The sequence below is a fragment of the Kitasatospora sp. NPDC001132 genome, assembly GCF_053598415.1.
In genome coordinates, this window is sequence record NZ_JBSFKF010000002.1 from 289409 (window position 1) to 305278 (window position 15870).

The following is a 15870-nucleotide window of genomic DNA, read 5'->3' on the forward strand; positions in this document are numbered from 1 at the left end:
GCAGGGCCGGTCGCCAGCGGCCCCGCCACAGCAGGGCCGGTCGCCAGCGGCCGCGTCACAGCAGGGCCCCGGAGTGCAGCCCGGCGACGAACTCGCGGAACCCGGCCACCGCCGCGCCCTCCTCGAAGACCGCGTCGAAGCCGGCCGCCAGCAACTCCCCCTCGCGGTCCGGGTCATCGGCTCCGGCGATGCCGAGCTTGCCGCCGATGACGGTCGGGGTGCGCCGCAGCTCCGGGCAGGCACGGAGGGCCTCGATCACCCGCAGGCCCTCCTGGTGGCCGTGCCCGTTGACGCTGCTGATCACGATCAGGTCCGGTTCGATCCGGCGGCATTCGGAGAGCAGCAGCGCGTCCGGGACACAGGCGCCCAGATTCGTCACCCGGTGGCCCATCTCCTCCAGCAGGACCTGGAGGAACACCAGGTTCCAGGTGTGCGAATCCGAGGCGGTCGTCGTCACGACGACGGCCAGACCGTTCTGTTCGGCGTTCCCGTGCTCCACAACTCAGCCCTCATCGGTAGAGATCGTCGATGGCGTTCCGGCGCGCCCCTCGCGGTGGTCCGGCCCCACGGAGAACGCTAGGAACGATCGGGCCGGGCAAGCGGCAGCTCCTGCGGCATTAAGCGGCAGAATCGGCGCAGTGGGCAGAGTCGGCGGAGTCGGCGGAGTCGGCAGCCTGCCGACGCGTCGCGGTCGGCCGGCGACAGCCGGCCCCGACGGTCAGCCCGCGACGGCCAGCAGCGGGACGTCCCCTCCCGACCCGAGCCGGACCCCGGGCTCCTCCCGGACGAGGCGCCGGCACAGGTTGAGCACCGTGAAGCGCACGCCGTCCCGGGCGGGCACGCTGCGGATCAGCCCGCGCGACAGCAGTTCGTGCACCGTGGCGAGGCAGGTCTGCAGCGCCCAGCCGCTGCGGACCACCGCGTCCTCCCCCGACCACTCCCCCGGTTCGTCCACCAATACCTCCAGCAGAGCGCGCTGACGGTCAGTCAGGCACCGGATCGCGGGCTCCACCTCGTCCCGCAGGTCACCGCGCGCGCCGAACACCACCGGCGGCGCGGCCAGGGTGAACGGGACCGCCCCCAGCCGGGCCACCAGCTGGGCGGTGGACTGCACCAGCGCCCACCCCGCCGCCCGCTCCAACGCGCCGGGCAGGCCGTCGAGGCGGCGGCAGAGCTCCGCGACGGCGGGTGCCTCGGAGCGCTCCAGGGTGTAGCCGGGGCGCAGCCGGCACAGGTGCGAGAGCAGCAGCCGGACGGCTCCGACCTGCGCCAACGCCTCCGGCTCGGCGTCGAGTTCGGGAGCCGGGACGGGCAGCGGCGCGAGCGGGATGACCTGGCCGCCGGGCAGCGGCCTGGCCTGCCGGGCGGTGATCAGCACCCGCAGCCCGGGGCAGTGGTGGAACAGCCCGTCCAGCTGCCCGGCGTCCACCCCGCCGTCGGCGCCGTCCAGGACCAGCAGGGCGGGCCGGTCGCCGAGGTCGCGGACGAGGTCGTCCAGCGGCGCGCGCCAGGGGTGCGGGCCGCCGCCGCAGTCCACCCAGCGCACCGACCAGCGGACGGCCAGATGCAGCCGGCGGGCGACCTCCAGGGCGAGCCGGGTCTTGCCCACTCCGCCGAGGCCCACCAGCGAGACCAGCCGGTCGCCGTGCACGGCGAAGGCGTCGGCCAGCACCTCGGCCTCCATCTCCCGGCCGACGATCGCCCCGCGCGCCACCGGCGGGGCGGCCGGCGCGGCCACCGGCTCGTCGGCGAGCGGGTGCCGGCGGGCGGCCTCCTCGAAGTCGGCCCGGCTGCGGCCCTCCAGCCGCAGGGCGTCCGCGAGCAGCCGGACGGTCTCGTTGCGGGGCCTGCGCACCCGGCCGCTCTCCATGTCCCGGATCGCCCGCACGCTCAGGGTCGCGTGGTCGGCCAGGCACTGCTGGGTCAGCCCGATCCGCTCGCGCCGTAGCCGCAGCAGCTCGCCGAAGACCGCCGCCGTTCTCACCGCTTGCACCGACTGCCCGCCGTCCATGCCTCGTCTGCCCTTCGTGGTCCGGACTCCTCCTGGTGTCGGGGCCGGTGGCGGCGTCAGCGCCGGGTCCCGTTCGGCCGTGGTCCGGCCGTACGGGACCCGTGTCCAGGCTGTGGCCTCCGACCGGCTCCCTCCGGTTCCCGATGCTCCAGGCTCGCCGTCTACGCCCGATCAACGGCCGATCACCGGCCCTACCCACGACCTTCACCCGGGCCTCACAGTCCGTTTCGGTACGTCCGACGCGGCGCCGGCGGCCCGGTCACCCGACGGGCGCGACCGGCACCCGGCAGGCACGCGACCGGTGCGACCGGCGGACACGCGGCGGCCCGGACCCCGACGGGTGCCGGGATCCGGGCCGGTAGCGCGATCAGCGCCAGGCGTCCCGGGAGGTCACTCGGCCGCCTGCCTGAGGCCGCCGACGCACAGCGCCCAGATGACCAGGGCGTCGATCCCGATCAGAATGGCGGCCCACGCCGGGTAGTACGGCAGCCACAGGAAGTTGGCGATGATTCCCAGCGAGGCGACGGCCACACCGAAGATGCGGGCCCACAGGGCGCCGCTGAAGACCGCGACACCCGCCACCACGATGAGGACACCGATGATCAGGTGGATCCACCCCCACCCCGCGGTGTTCATCGAGTACACGTAGTTGCGGGTGACGACGACCAGGTCGTCCTTGGCGATCGAGGAGATCCCCTCGAAAACCGCCATGAGACCGCCGGTGATCAGCATGACCCCGGCGAAGATGGTCCATCCGGACGCATAGGGATGCCGCTGGGGCTGGGGGATCTGGCTACTGCCGACTCCACTGACGCTGCTGGTCATGGTGACTCCTTCGATGGCAACCGCCTCGCGGGCCGCGGTGGGCGGGAGGGTGGAACAGAAGTCCTACGTTCACGGTAGAGCCGGATCCCGGTCCTGTCGTTCGCACGGATCCGGCGGCGGCTGCGGAGCGTGCCCGCCGCCCCGTACGACCACGTGGGGTTCCCTCAGTCCTCGTCCCGCGGACTCCCGGCCCCGACCCGTCCGGAGGCGGCGAGCAGCGCCAGCACGGCGAGGACGGCGAGGAGCACGAGGGCGAGCAGCAGCACGGTCAGCACCGTCGGGTGGTTCCAGAGAGCGAACACCAGGGCGACGATCAGCAGCGCCGCGAGGACGAGCCAGCGGCGGTGGGCGTCGGTCCAGGTACCGGCCCGACCGGTGTGCACGCCGTGCGCACCGCTCCACCGGGCGACCGAGTCCGCGGCGTGGTCCGCCCGGCCGCGCACGGCGCGCGGCAGGCGGCCCGCCCCTGAGAGGTAGGCGCCGAGCGCCACCACCACGCCCAGGACGATCGCGGTACGCAGACTGACCCGCAGGAACCTCACCAGCGTGTCGAAGATCGCGGCCGCGGCGTCCGGGGACTGGACGGCGGGCGGCAGGTGGTCCAGGTAGTAGTGCCTGGCGACCACCAGGGCGATCGCCACCAGCAGACTGGCCCCGGCCGCTCCGAGCGCCGTGGCCACCAGGGCGCGGCGCCGGCGCCGCGCCAGCAGGACGCCGACCAGGCCGAGCAGCACGGTGATCACCGGCAGCCAGTTGCCCAGCACGTCCAGCGCGTGCGCGGCACCGCGGGCCTCGGCCAGCTCGTCGGACTGGAACAGCACCATCTGCTTGTTCACTTCCGGGATCTTCTCGGCCGGGGTCAGGCCCGCGGCCACCAGATCCTGCTTCAGCTGGTCCACGGCCTTGCCGACGTCGAGGGTGACCGTGCCATCGCCGACCTCGACGGCGCCGCGGCCGTGTCCGGTCAGGGCGTGGACCACGGCCGCGTGGGCGGCACGGTTCGCCTGGGTCCAGACGGTGTCGAAGGCGTCGCTGCGCACCACCTTGGTCGCCGCCGCGGTGACCACCTGGTCCACCGCGTCGTCGATCTTGGGCCCCAGCGACTTGACGGCGGACGCGGCCCGGGGCGGCAGCCCCTGCGACTGCAGCCAGCCGGCCAGATCGGAGGCGACCTCCGGGCCGTTCACCCTCACGTCCACCGCCTCGGTGATCCGGTGGACCGCGGCGTCCTGGACCGCGGGGTTCCTCGCCAGAGGCGCGACCGTGCTGACGTACCGGTCGGTGTCCAGCGCGATGTCGTGCAACCAGACGGTGAGCAGCGAGACCGGCACCAGGATGCAGGTCAGCGTGATCAGCACGGCCGACACGGTGCTCATGACGATCCGGCCCGCCCGGGGGCGGTGCCCGGGCCCCGCGGGGGCGCTGCCGCCGCCTGTCGGAGGCCCGTCCCCTGGCGGGGGCCCGGACGCCGGGGGCTCGCCTGGCAGGGGCCCGGACGGCTGGGGCCCGCCCGTCGGACGCTCGGACGGCTGGGGCTCGGACGGCTGGGGTTCACTCGGTCCGTTCAACGGCTCTCCCGGCACTCGCCACGCGGCCATGGCACCGCTGGACACCATTCACGCCGCAACGCCCCCCGCCCGGCACGCCGGGCTGGGCCGCCCGGACGAGGTGCGTTCCGGACCGGCCGGCCCGGAACGCACCCGACACCGGGCCGTTCCTCACCCCGGGCAGGTGATCCGCGGACCCGGCGGCGGCCCCTAGCGTCGGAAGCAGCGCCCTGCCCGGCAGACCGAACGGACCGACCCGACGGGCCGGGCGAGGGACTCCACGTGGAAGGGAACACCACCATGACCGAGGACGCCCTCGCCGAGACCGGGCCCATCGACTACCTGGTGGTCGAGTTCCCCGGCAACCGGATGACCGGCGAAGCACTCCCACTGCTGATCGACCTGGTGGACCGGGGTCTGATCCGCATCCTGGACTTCGCGTTCGTACGCAAGGACACCGACGGCACCGTCGTGGGCATGGAGATCGCCGACTTCGACGGGGACGGCCGACTGGACCTGGCCCTCTTCGAGGGCGCCGGATCGGGCCTGCTCGACGAGGACGACCTGAGCGAGGCCGCCGGGGTCATCGAGCCCGGCAACTCGGCCGGCGTGCTCATCTACGAGAACGCCTGGGCCGCGCCGTTCGCCGCGGCCCTGCGCCGCGGCGGCGCCCAGGTGGTCGCCAGCGGCCGGGTGCCGATGCAGGATCTGCTGCGCTCCCTGGACGCGCTGGACAGTACCGAAGGAAACGACGGGAACGACGGGACGGACGCGTCGGACGGCTCCGGCTCCGGAACGTCCGCCACCGGGTGACCGCCGAGAGGAGAACGAACCATGCCAGGTCTGCTGCGCGGTGTCGCGCGCACCGCCGTCGTCGCCGGCACGGCGACCGCCGTGTCCAACCGGGTGTCCCGTCGCCAGGCGGGCCGCTGGGCCCAACAGGACGTGGTGGCCGAACCCGCGCCGCCCCCGCCACCGGCTCCCGCCGCTCCTGCCGCGCCCGCCCCGGCGGGCATGGACCAGAAGATCGCCCAGCTGCAGCAGTTGGCGCAGCTGCGGGACCAGGGTGTCCTCACCGAGGAGGAGTTCACCGCACAGAAGCAGCGGCTCCTCGCCGCATAGCACCGTCCGCGCACAGCGCCCTCGGCACACCGGCGGTCACCCGCAGAGGGTGGTTCAGTGCCCCACCGCGACCTTGGCCGCCACGATCACCAGACCCAGCAGCAGGTTGACCGCCCCCTCGGCAGCGATCTGGCCGGGTGAGGCGCCCGCCCGGCGGGCGCCCAGCGCCGCCCAGGCCACCTGCTGCGCCACGGCGACGCCGAGGGCGAGCCAGGCGTTCTCCCCCGCCCCCAGCCACGGGCTGACCAGCACCGCCAGGGCGGGCAGCGCCGACGCCTCGACGAGCGGCCACTCGTGCCGGCCCACCTCGCGCACCTGGCGCCGGGTGACCTGCCGGCCGGCCTCACGCTCTCCGGCCACGCGCGCGTAGACGTGGGCGGCCCAGAACACCAACCCGGTGATCACCAGCAGCAGGATGAGCGACAGCCTGGGGTGCGGTTCGTTGAGGCTGGCGGCCGCGATCACGGAGGCGGCGAGCATCGAACCGTACACCGCGCCGGCGTAGTCGGTCCGGGGCCGGATTCCGGCCGGGGCCGGTTCGCCCGGGGCGGGGGTACGACTGCGCGAGGTGGTCATGACGCCTGCTCCCGTCATCCCCTCGAACACGTCCGATGGGTCCCACGACCGGGTCCCGCGTCCGATGGGCCCGTTGCGGCCATCATCGCCCGCGTTCCGGGTTCCGGCGCGTCGGCGCGGTCACCCACGCCGGGTGATCCGGAGTCCGGCCGACGCTCGTAGCGTGGGGAAAGGTCGTTTCCCCCGCCGTCCGCGGAGGTCGTTTCCCCCGCCGTCCGCGAAAGTCGTTCCCCTCGCCGTCCACCGAGGAGTCCACGAGGAGTCCGCGTGAGCCCCTACCCTCCGATCGCCGAGCACGGGATCATCGGCGACCTGCAGACCGCCGCGCTCGTGTCCACCAGCGGTGACATCGACTGGTGGTGCACCCCCCGCTTCGACTCCCCGAGCCTGTTCGCCTCCCTGCTGGACCACGCCCAGGGCGGCCGCTGCAGGCTGGCCGTCGACCGGGACGCGGTGCCCGACGTGCAGGTGAAACAGCTCTACCTCGCGGACACGGCCATTCTGGTCACCCGGTTCCTCGCCCCGCAGGGGGTGGCGGAGGTCGTCGACTTCATGCTCCCCGACACCTCCTCGGCCCCGAGCGACCGGCACCGGATCGTCCGCACGGCCCGGGTGGTGCGCGGACGGGTGCCGTTCCTGCTGGAGTGCCGACCGCGCTTCGACTACGGCCGGGCCCCTCACGGGCTCACCCTCCTGGACGAACACTGCGCGCTGCTCCGGGGCCCGGAGCAGGAGCTGTGCGTGCAGACCACCGGTCCCGTCGCGCTCGGCCCCGACGGCTCCGACGTGACCGCGGCGTTCACCCTGGCCGCGGGCGAGTCGGCCACCGTACTGCTCACGACCCAGCCGCCGGACGCCACCCCTGCCGCCGCGCCCACCGCGGCGGAGCACGCCGCCGCCTTCGAGGCCTGCCGGAAGTTCTGGTACGGATGGCTCAAGTCATCGACCTACCAAGGACGTTGGCGCCAGATCGTGGACCGCTCGGCGATCACGCTCAAGCTGCTCAGCTACCACCCGACCGGTGCGCTGATCGCCGCCGCGACGATGGGGCTGCCGGAGCAGATCGGCGGGGAGCGAAACTGGGACTACCGCTACACCTGGATCAGGGACGCCTCGCTCTCCGTGCACACCCTCATCAGCCTCGGCTTCAACGACGAGGCGCGCGCCTTCCGCCGCTGGGTGCGGGAGCGGATCGAGGCCGCCGGTTCCGGGGGCGAACGGCTCCAGATCATGTACCGCGTCGACGGCGACCCCCACCTGACCGAGGAGTCCCTCACCCAGTGGGAGGGCTACCGCCGCTCCTCCCCGGTGCGCGCCGGGAACGCCGCCGCCGACCAGCTCCAGCTCGACATCTACGGCGAGGCCGCCTACGCGTTCGCCGCCGATGAGAGCGACATGGGGGCGCTGCGCGGCTGGACCGCGTTCCGCGGGCTCCTGGACTGGCTGACCGAACAGTGGGACCGCCCGGACGAGGGCATCTGGGAGACGCGCGGCGGACGCCAGGACTTCACCTACAGCCGCCTGATGTGCTGGGTCGCCTTCGACCGCGCCATCCGGCTCGCCCTCCGGTTCGCCCGCCCCGCGGACGTCGACCGCTGGAGCTCGGAGCGCGACGACATCCTGCGCCAGATCGTGCAACGCGGCTGGAGCCCCGAACGCGAGGCCTTCACCCAGCACTACGGCACCGATGTCCTGGACGCCTCGCTGCTGCTGATGCCCAAGGTCGGTTTCCTCTCCCCCACCGACCCGGCCTGGCTGTCCACCCTCGACGCGATGGACCGGGAACTGGTCCAGGACAGCCTGGTCTACCGCTACGACCCCGCTGCCTCCCCCGACGGCCTGAAGGGCTCCGAGGGCACCTTCAACCTCTGCACGTTCCTCTACGTCGAGGCCCTGGCCCGGGCCGGCCGGATCGCCCAGGCCCGCTACGCGTTCGACAAGATGCTCACCTACGCCAACCACGTCGGCCTGTTCGCCGAGGAGATCGGCCCCTCCGGCGAGCAACTGGGCAACTTCCCCCAGGCGTTCACCCACCTCGCACTGATCGACGCGGCGCTCGCCCTCGACGAGGAACTCGACCGCCGCGGGACCTCCTGAAGGGGACACGCGATGACCTCCACCGTCGCCACCGCCCCCACCGCGGCCGGACGCAAGGTGCTGGTGCCGCTGGCGCTGGCCCAGTTCATCTGCAGCTTCGCCGGCTCCAGCATGAACGTGATGATCAACGACATCAGCCGGGACCTGGACACCAGCGTCCAGGGCGTCCAGGTCGCCATCACCGTCTTCCTGCTGGTGATGGCCGCCCTGATGATCCCCGGCGGCAAACTCACCGACCGCTGGGGCCGCAAGCGCTGCCTGATGGCCGGTCTCACCGTCTACGGCGTCGGCGCCGTGCTCAGCGCGGCCGCCCCGGGGCTCGGCGTCCTCATCCTGGGCAACTCCGTGCTGGAGGGCGTGGGCACCGCCCTGCTGATCCCCCCGGTCTACATCCTGACCACCCTGCTGTTCACCGGTACGGCCGCCCGGGCCCGCGCCTTCGGCGCCATCATGGCCCTCGGCGGCATCGGCGCCGCGGCCGGACCGCTCCTCGGCGGCCTGCTCACCACGGCCATCGACTGGCGGGCCAACTTCGCCTTCCAGGCCGTGATCGTGGCCCTGGTCCTCTTCCTCACCCGCAAGCTGGAGGACCCGCTCCCCGCCGACCCGGACCGGCCGTTCGACACCGTCGGCGCCGTCCTGTCCGCCGCCGGGCTGGTCCTGCTGGTCACCGGCATCCTCGCCGCCGACAACAACACCTGGCTGATGATCGCGCTGCTGCTCGCCGGCGCCGCCGTGCTGGCCGGCTTCTTCCGCTGGATCCGCCGGCTGGAACGCGCCGGACGCGAACCGCTGCTGGCCACCAGCCTGTTCCACAACCGCACCTCCAACCTGGGCCTCATCACCCAGAACGCCCAGTGGCTCGTCCTGATGGGCGTCTCGTTCACCGTCGGCGCCTACCTCCAGGTCGTGCGCGGCTACAGCGCCATCGCCACCGGAGGCGTCTTCACCGCCGCCACCCTCGGCCTGCTCGCCACCTCGCTCGCCGCCGAGCGCCTGGCCGAGCGCCGCTCCCAGCGCACCCTGGTCCTCGCGGGCTTCGCGCTCACCACCGTCGGCATCGCCGTGCTGCTGCTCCTGGTCCGCGCCGTCGACGACGTCTGGGCGTTCACCCCCGGCCTGCTGCTGATCGGGCTGGGCATCGGCCTGATGCTCACGCCCTCGGTCAACATCGTGCAGTCCGCCTTCCCCGACAGCCGTCAGGGCGAGATCTCCGGCCTCTCCCGCAGCATCTCCAACCTCGGCTCCTCGCTGGGCACCGCGATCGCCGGAACCATCCTGGTCTCGGAGCTCACTCGCAACGGCTACGCGGCGGCCATGGCCGTCCTCGCCCTCTGCGGCCTGGCCGGACTCTGCGCGGCGCTGTTCCTGCCGCACGACCGGCCCGGCGCGGCGGGCACCCCCGCAACCGGCCCAGGCCGCTGAACCAGAAGGAGGCCCCCGAAGGTTCCACCGGCCCCGGCGGCCACGAGTTCTACTGGCGCCAACTGCGCGACATGAAGGGCTCCGCCGTCGTCGACGGCATGCCGGTGGACCTGCTGGACCGGTACGCCGAGCTGTGCGGCAGCGCCCTCGCGCACGGGCACGCGCGTACCGGGGACCGCGTCGCCATCACCGCGTACCTCGGCTCCGGCGACGTCTTCGACCGCGCCATCGCCGACTTCGCCATCGCCTACGCCGACCGGACCGACGCCGACCACGCCGCGCTCACCGCCGCGATCGACAACGGCCGGATCAGCGCGCGGCCCGGCGTGTGAGCCGGCCCCGGCGGCGGGACGGCCCTACGCCCGGCCCGTCCCGCCGCCCTCGCGCGCCGGCTCGCCCGCACCGGACGCGCGCCGGGCCGGCAGGTGGCCGGTGAAGGCGAACCAGGCGAGCGTGATCGCGGCGGCGGCCGGCAGCGACACCTTGAGGCCACCGAGCTGGGCCGCGCAGTACCCCCGTACGCGCCCGCGGCCGGGACGCCCGTCGAGGGCGGTCACCGCGTTGCGCCGAACGGCGGACCGCCCGAGGTGCCGCACGGCGTCCCGTCGCCCAGTCTTGGACGGAATCCGCAGCAGCGGACCGGGAACGGAGCGGGGGCATCGACCGGAGGGAGCGCGGCGTGGCGCAGCAGCGTGGTCAGCCCAGCCGCGCCGACTGGATCCGCGGCAGGACCGCCTGGCTGAAGGGGCGGACGGCCACCCTGCGCGACGCCCCGTTCCCGCGCCGGCTCGCGGCCCAGCTGCTCCACGTCCACGTCCTGGACACCGCCACCCGCCTCGCCGCGCAGACGTTCCTGACCGCCATCCCGGTGCTGTTCGTGCTGGCCGCCTTCATGCCCCAGGAGGTGCGCACCAGCGTCTCCGAGTCGCTGCGCACCGTCCTGGGCCTCCAGGGCGCCTCACTCAACGAGATCACGGCGGCGCTCAACCCCGCCGGTGAGGAGTCCACCACCGAGACGTTCGGCGGCATCGGCATCGTGGTGACCCTGCTCTCGGCCACGACGTGCAGCCGCGTCCTGCAGCGCCTGTGCGAGCGGAGCTGGCACCTGCCCCACCTGGCGGGCCGCCTGGCGGCGTGGCGGTGGCTCGCCTGGCTCCTGGTGTGGCTGACCGCCCTGATCCTCCAGGGCCAGATCCGGGCCGGGCTCGGGGCGGGCGCGGTCCTCGGGGCCGTGCTCTACCTGATCACGGCCACCCTGCTCTGGTGGTGGACCCAGCACCTGCTGCTCGGCGGCCGGATCCCGTGGCCCCCGCTGCTGCCGGGGGCGGTGCTGACCGCCGCCGCGCTGACGGTGCTCGCCTGGGCGTCACGGCTCTACGTCCCCCACTCGCTGAACCGCAGCATCACCCAGTTCGGCCCGCTCGGCCTGGTCTTCACCCTGCTCAGCTGGCTCATCGTGGTGTTCACGGCCATCACGCTCTGCATCGGCATCGGGTACGTGGTGGCGAGCCAGGGACGACTGGCCCGGCTGCTGGGAACTCCGCTGCCGGACCCGGAGGACGAGGACTGAGGCCGCCGCGGCAGCGGCCCGTGGGGCACCCGCCCGGGCGCCTCGGCCGCCTTTGCCAGCCCGAACGGTGTCGGACAGGATGGGGTTGTCAGCGATCCGCGCTCACCATGCGCCATCCCCTCTGAGGTGAGCACCATGCCCCTCAGCCCAGCCGCCGGCTCCCCCGTCCGCCCGGCGGACGCACCTCGACGCGGCTCCGCGCGGCCGGCCCGCATACCCGGGGGCGACCCGGTGCTCGCGGCCCGCTTCGCCGTCCCTCCGATCCCGGTGACCTTCGTGCACAGACCGCGACTGGTCGGGCGCCTCGGCGACGGCCCGGGGACGTCCCTGCTGCTGGTGAACGCCCCGGCGGGAGCAGGAAAGACCCTGCTCGTCGCCGACTGGCTGGCCACCACGCGGCTGCGCGGCTCGGCGGTCTGGCTCACCGTGGAGCGGGAGGACAACGCGCCGGGCGTCTTCTGGGCCTACCTGCTGGAAGCCGTCCGGCACCACGGCGTCGCACTGCCGGACGACATCGGCTGCCCCGCCCGGGCTTCCGAGGTCGACCACTCGCTGCTGGCCCGGCTGGCCGCCCACCTGAGCCGCCGCGAGGATCCCGTGGTCCTCGTCCTCGACGAGTTCGAACACGTGTCGTCCGCCGAGGTGGCCTCCGGACTCCACTTCCTGCTCGGCCACGCGGGCCCGGGTTTGCGGCTCGTCCTGATCAGCCGCACGGAGCCGAGCCTGCCGCTGCACCGCTACCGTGCCTCCGGCAGCACCACCGAGATCCGGGCCGCCGACCTGGCCTTCCGCCCCCGGGAGACCGCCGCGCTGCTGCGCCGGCACGGCCTGGACCTCTCCGCCGGGACGATCCGGTCGCTGACCGAGCGGACGGGCGGCTGGGCCGCCGGTCTCCGGCTGTCCGCCCTGGCCGCCCAGGGCGCCGCCGATCCCGAGGCGTACCTGAAGGAGTTCGAGGCCTGCCGCAGCACGGTCGCGGACTTCCTGCTCGCCGAGGTCCTCGACACCCAGCCCGCCGAGGCCCAGGACCTCCTGCTGCGCACGAGCGTCCTGGAACGGGTCCACCCCGATCTGGCCGACGCGCTGACCGGCCGTACTGACGGGGCGCGGATCCTCGCCGACCTCGCGCGCGCCGACACCTTCGTCGAGGCCCTCGGCCACGGCTGGTACCGCTGCCACCCGCTGTTCGCCGAGATCCTGCGCGTCCACCTGGCGGCACGCAGCCCGGGGCTGGAACGGGCGCTGCACCGCAGGGCCGCCCGCTGGCTGATCGCCGCCGGGCACCTGACGGACGGGCTGGTGCACGCCGCCGCGGCCGGCGACTGGGAGTTCGCCGCGACACAGGTCGTCGACCGGCTGACCATCGGACGGCTGTTCACCGGCCGCGGCGCGGACCGGCTCGACCGGCTGTTCGCCGACATGGCGCCCGACGCCCGGGGGCCCGCCCCGGAGCTGGTCCGGGCCGCGCGCGACCTCGCCCACCACGACGTGGACCGCGGGCTCGAACACCTCCGGCGCGCCGAGGCGCTGCTCGCCGAACGCGACGGCGAGGACGTCCCGGCGGCGGCCCTGCTCAGCCTCGCCCACCTGCGGGTGCTGGCGGGCCGGCTGCTCGGCTCGGCCGACATGGCCCAGGCCGCCGCCGCCCAGGCCGCCCGGTGGGAGGAGCACCTCCCGGCGGGGCTGCTGCGGCAGCACCCCGAGCTTCCCGCGCTCCGGCTCACCGACCTCGGCTCCGCGCTGCTCTGGGAGGGGAGCCTCGACGCCGCCGAAACGGCGCTGTCCGCCGCCGCGGCCGGCGACGACGCCACCACGGCCTGTCCGCGCCAGGAGTCGCTCGCCCGGCTGGCCCTGATCGACCTGCTCCGGGGCAGGCCGGGGCGAGCGGAGGTCCGCCTGCGGAAGGCGGGGGCGGAGGCCGAACGCGCCGGTCTGCCACCGGACTCCCGCACGGGGGCCGGCCGGCTCGTGCTGGCCGCGCTCGCCGTCGACCGCGACGACCTGCCCGCGGCGCGGGCGGCGATCGACCGGGCCGCCGGATCGGACGCGGCCGACCACGACCCGGCCGTCGCCGCTGGGATCGCGATCGTCCGGGCGAGGACGCTGCTGGCCGAGGGCCGTACCCGTGCGGCCCTCGACCTCCTCGCCGGGCTGGAGCACGACGGCCCCACCGCCGGACCGCCGCCGCCCTGGGTGCGGGAGGGCGTGGCCGTGACCGTCTCCGCCGGGCACCTCGCCGAGGGGGACCCGGCCGCCGCCCTCCGGGCACTGGAGCGCAGTGGTACGGACGGACCGGATTGCGCCGTCGCCGCCGCCCTGGCGCGGCTCGCCGCCGGGGAGAGCCGACACGCCCTGCGGATCCTGGACGCGATCCCCGAGCACGACGGCCATGGGCCCGCGGTCACCGTACGGGTCCTGCTCGCCCGGTCCCAGGCGGCCCTCGCCCTCGGCGACGAGGCCGCGGCCCAGCGCCTGCTCGCCCGCGCCCTCGCGGTCGCCCGGCCGGAGCGGCTGCGCCGGCCGTTCCGGGACGCCGGGCCGTGGCTGGCGCGGCTGCTGCGCTCCCGGCCCGAGCTGGTGGACTCCCACGGCTGGCTGCCCCCCGACCTCCTGCCCGGCCCCACGGGCGAGGCGGCCGGGGACACCGCCGCGGCGGACGATCCGGTCGAGCCGCTGAGCGACCGCGAACTGGACGTGCTGAGACTGGCCGCGCAGATGCTGTCCACGGACGAGATCGCCGCCGAGCTGTTCCTCTCCGTGAACACCGTCAAGACCCACCTCAAGAGCATCAACCGGAAGCTCTCCGTCACCGGGCGCAACCGGGCCGTGCGGCGGGCGCGGGCGCTGCACCTGCTCTGACCCCGGACCGCTCCACCGCTACCCGCGGGCTAGGCGCGCCGGGACCGGCGGGCGCGCAGCCAGCGCCATCCGACGGCCAGGGCACCCATCCCGAGCAGCACCAGGAACATCGCGAGCCAGGTGTTCCCGACGACCCGGGCCCCGGTGAACAGCACGATCAGCACCGCGCCCGCGGTGGCCAGGACCGCCAGCGCCGTCCGCAGCGCCACGAGGAGCATGCTCGGGCGCAGGATCGACGAGGCCCTCCCCGCCCGTGCGGCCGCGCGCCCCTCCAGCCCGTACCGGAGCAGGGCCCGGTCGGCGAGCTCGCCGGTGGCGCGGCGGTACATCACGCCGCACGCGGGCACCCACACGAAGGGGATCACGGTTCCGACGAGCAGCAGCCCGCCCAGCCCGGCCCAGCCGAGCCACTTGCGCACTGCCGAGCGCTCCGGGTCGTCGGGGGTCAGCAGGCCGATCAGGTACGCCTGGCGGCGGACGACGGCCGGCCAGGAGGCCTTCTCCCGGCCGTCGACCGAGGTCCGCGACGCCTTCCGGAGGGCCTCGTGCGCCTGCGCCGGTGTCGGATGGACCCCCTGCACCACCAGCACCTCCGCCGCCGCGTCGGGACCGCAGGGGTCGCGGCCGGACAGGGCGGCGAGTTCCAGCACCATGCGCAGCTGGGCGAGCAGCGCGGCGACGAAGGCGACCGGGAGCAGGAGGATGAACGGGCCGCCGAGGAAGGAGCCCTCGACCACGGTGCGGCGCACCCCGCGGTCGATGATCCGACCGACGGGATCCGGCCCGGCGTTCTCCGCTCGCTCGGGCGCCCGCTCGGGGTCGCCCCACGCCCGCTCGGGGTCGCGCAGCGCCGCGGCCGTCTCGGCCGCCTGGGGGCCCAGGTAGTCGACCACGAAGGCCGCCAGTCGCTCGGGCATGTACGCGGGATCCGCCCGGAGCGTCCTCAGCAGTCGTCCCACCACGCCGGGTTGTCGCCGCGCACTCTCCGATCCGCCCATCAGCCGCAGAATAACCCCGCCGCCGCACGACCGCCCGGGGCCGTCCCACCTCCCCCTCCCCCTCGGCTTGCCCCTCGGCCCGGACCCGACCGACCGCCCGACCGACCGACCGCTTGACCTTGACACGGTGACAAGGACTTCACTGCGGTCCTGGAGGTGGTCCTGATGATCAGGCCGGAAGAGGACACGGAGACGACGCCGCTGCTGCGGGGGCTGGAGCACGACGACGCGTCGGTGCGGCTGCGGGCGGCGCTGGCCGTCGGCAGCCGCCCGCACCCCGGGTTCGTCGGCGGGCTCGTCGAGCGGTGCGCGGTCGAGCCCGAGTTCACCGTGCGCGAGATGCTCACCTGGGCGCTCACCCGGCACGAGGCGGCGGCGACGCTCCCGCTGCTGCTCGACGAGGTCCGGGCGGAGCGCGCCCAGGCCCGCAGCCAGGCCCTGCACACGCTGTCCAAGATCGGGGACCGGCGGGCCTGGCCGGCGATCACGCCCGCGCTGCTGGCCGACGCCGACGACGAGGTGGCCCGCAGCGCCTGGCGGGCCGCGGTCGTGCTGGTACCCGACGGTGGGCAGCGCGACCTGGCCGTAGTCTTGGCGGCTCAACTCGGACGCGGCGGACGCGAGACGCAGCTGAGTCTCAGCCGGGCGCTGGTCGCGCTCGGGGAGGCGATGCTGCCCACACTGAAGGCCGCGACGACGGACCCCGACCCCCGGGTGCGCGCCCACGCGCTCGCCACCGAACGGCTGTGGCACGACCCGGACGCCGGATTCGAGTCCGCGATCGAGGAGGCGAAGCGCACGGCGGTCTACGGTCAGGGCCGCCAGGAGGGACGGTAGGCA

Annotated in this window: 15 protein-coding genes; 8 read left to right on the forward strand and 7 right to left on the reverse strand. The window is 74.5% G+C overall.

The window, feature by feature from the left end; translation table 11 throughout:
- Positions 1 to 55: 55 nt before the first annotated feature.
- The 4 genes from ACWDBE_RS03360 to ACWDBE_RS03375 all read right to left on the reverse strand — a co-directional run bounded on the left by ACWDBE_RS03360 (position 56) and on the right by ACWDBE_RS03375 (position 4212).
- On the reverse strand, positions 56 to 499 hold the full coding sequence (locus ACWDBE_RS03360) for a cobalamin B12-binding domain-containing protein (RefSeq protein ID WP_449787600.1): 444 nt from the start codon (positions 497 to 499) through the stop codon (positions 56 to 58).
- Between the two features lie 219 nt (positions 500 to 718).
- The gene (locus tag ACWDBE_RS03365) at positions 719 to 1984 is read right to left on the reverse strand and encodes a helix-turn-helix domain-containing protein (RefSeq protein WP_449807088.1); all 1266 of its coding nucleotides are present in this window, start codon (positions 1982 to 1984) and stop codon (positions 719 to 721) included.
- Positions 1985 to 2401: 417 nt separating this feature from the next.
- A complete protein-coding gene (locus tag ACWDBE_RS03370) occupies positions 2402 to 2836 on the reverse strand; it encodes a DUF7144 family membrane protein (RefSeq protein ID WP_449787602.1) in 435 nt (144 codons plus the stop codon).
- 164 nt (positions 2837 to 3000) lie between these two features.
- Positions 3001 to 4212 carry a hypothetical protein gene (locus ACWDBE_RS03375; protein ID WP_449807089.1) on the reverse strand — a complete coding sequence of 404 codons (1212 nt, stop codon included), beginning with the start codon at positions 4210 to 4212 and terminating at the stop codon, positions 3001 to 3003.
- 471 nt (positions 4213 to 4683) lie between these two features.
- On the opposite strand from ACWDBE_RS03375, the gene ACWDBE_RS03380 reads away from it, so the two are divergent.
- Positions 4684 to 5196, forward strand: a complete 513-nt coding sequence (locus ACWDBE_RS03380) for a DUF6325 family protein (RefSeq protein ID WP_449807090.1) — start codon at positions 4684 to 4686, stop codon at positions 5194 to 5196.
- A gap of 21 nt (positions 5197 to 5217) precedes the next feature.
- Positions 5218 to 5505, forward strand: a complete 288-nt coding sequence (locus ACWDBE_RS03385; RefSeq protein WP_449787605.1) for an SHOCT domain-containing protein — start codon at positions 5218 to 5220, stop codon at positions 5503 to 5505.
- Positions 5506 to 5559: 54 nt separating this feature from the next.
- On the opposite strand, the gene ACWDBE_RS03390 is transcribed toward ACWDBE_RS03385, so the two are convergent.
- On the reverse strand, positions 5560 to 6081 hold the full coding sequence (locus ACWDBE_RS03390) for a hypothetical protein (protein ID WP_449807091.1): 522 nt from the start codon (positions 6079 to 6081) through the stop codon (positions 5560 to 5562).
- A 267-nt stretch (positions 6082 to 6348) separates the two neighbouring features.
- Here ACWDBE_RS03390 and ACWDBE_RS03395 point away from each other — a divergent pair, with 267 nt between their 5' ends.
- From ACWDBE_RS03395 to ACWDBE_RS03405, 3 genes are read left to right on the forward strand one after another with little or no spacing between them, the layout of a single operon-like run.
- Positions 6349 to 8178, forward strand: a complete 1830-nt coding sequence (locus ACWDBE_RS03395) for a glycoside hydrolase family 15 protein (RefSeq protein WP_449787607.1) — start codon at positions 6349 to 6351, stop codon at positions 8176 to 8178.
- A gap of 12 nt (positions 8179 to 8190) precedes the next feature.
- Entirely contained in the window at positions 8191 to 9603 is a 1413-nt protein-coding gene (locus ACWDBE_RS03400) for an MFS transporter (protein WP_449807092.1), read from the forward strand.
- A complete protein-coding gene (locus tag ACWDBE_RS03405; protein WP_449807183.1) occupies positions 9600 to 9935 on the forward strand; it encodes a DUF2252 family protein in 336 nt (111 codons plus the stop codon). Before ACWDBE_RS03400 ends, ACWDBE_RS03405 begins: the two co-directional genes overlap by 4 nt.
- A gap of 24 nt (positions 9936 to 9959) precedes the next feature.
- Here ACWDBE_RS03405 and ACWDBE_RS03410 read toward each other — a convergent pair whose 3' ends face one another.
- Positions 9960 to 10160 carry a hypothetical protein gene (locus ACWDBE_RS03410; protein ID WP_449807093.1) on the reverse strand — a complete coding sequence of 67 codons (201 nt, stop codon included), beginning with the start codon at positions 10158 to 10160 and terminating at the stop codon, positions 9960 to 9962.
- A gap of 122 nt (positions 10161 to 10282) precedes the next feature.
- On the opposite strand from ACWDBE_RS03410, the gene ACWDBE_RS03415 reads away from it, so the two are divergent.
- Positions 10283 to 11173 (forward strand): YhjD/YihY/BrkB family envelope integrity protein, encoded by an 891-nt coding sequence (locus ACWDBE_RS03415; RefSeq protein WP_449787610.1) that lies wholly within the window; start codon positions 10283 to 10285, stop codon positions 11171 to 11173.
- Between the two features lie 135 nt (positions 11174 to 11308).
- Positions 11309 to 14032: a LuxR C-terminal-related transcriptional regulator gene (locus ACWDBE_RS03420; RefSeq protein ID WP_449807094.1), complete on the forward strand. Its 2724-nt coding sequence runs from the start codon at positions 11309 to 11311 to the stop codon at positions 14030 to 14032.
- Positions 14033 to 14061: 29 nt separating this feature from the next.
- Here the strand turns inward: ACWDBE_RS03420 and ACWDBE_RS03425 are convergent, their stop codons facing one another.
- Positions 14062 to 14949 carry a hypothetical protein gene (locus tag ACWDBE_RS03425; RefSeq protein ID WP_449807095.1) on the reverse strand — a complete coding sequence of 296 codons (888 nt, stop codon included), beginning with the start codon at positions 14947 to 14949 and terminating at the stop codon, positions 14062 to 14064.
- Positions 14950 to 15195: 246 nt separating this feature from the next.
- On the opposite strand from ACWDBE_RS03425, the gene ACWDBE_RS03430 reads away from it, so the two are divergent.
- Positions 15196 to 15867 (forward strand): HEAT repeat domain-containing protein, encoded by a 672-nt coding sequence (locus tag ACWDBE_RS03430; RefSeq protein ID WP_449787613.1) that lies wholly within the window; start codon positions 15196 to 15198, stop codon positions 15865 to 15867.
- Positions 15868 to 15870: the final 3 nt, after the last annotated feature.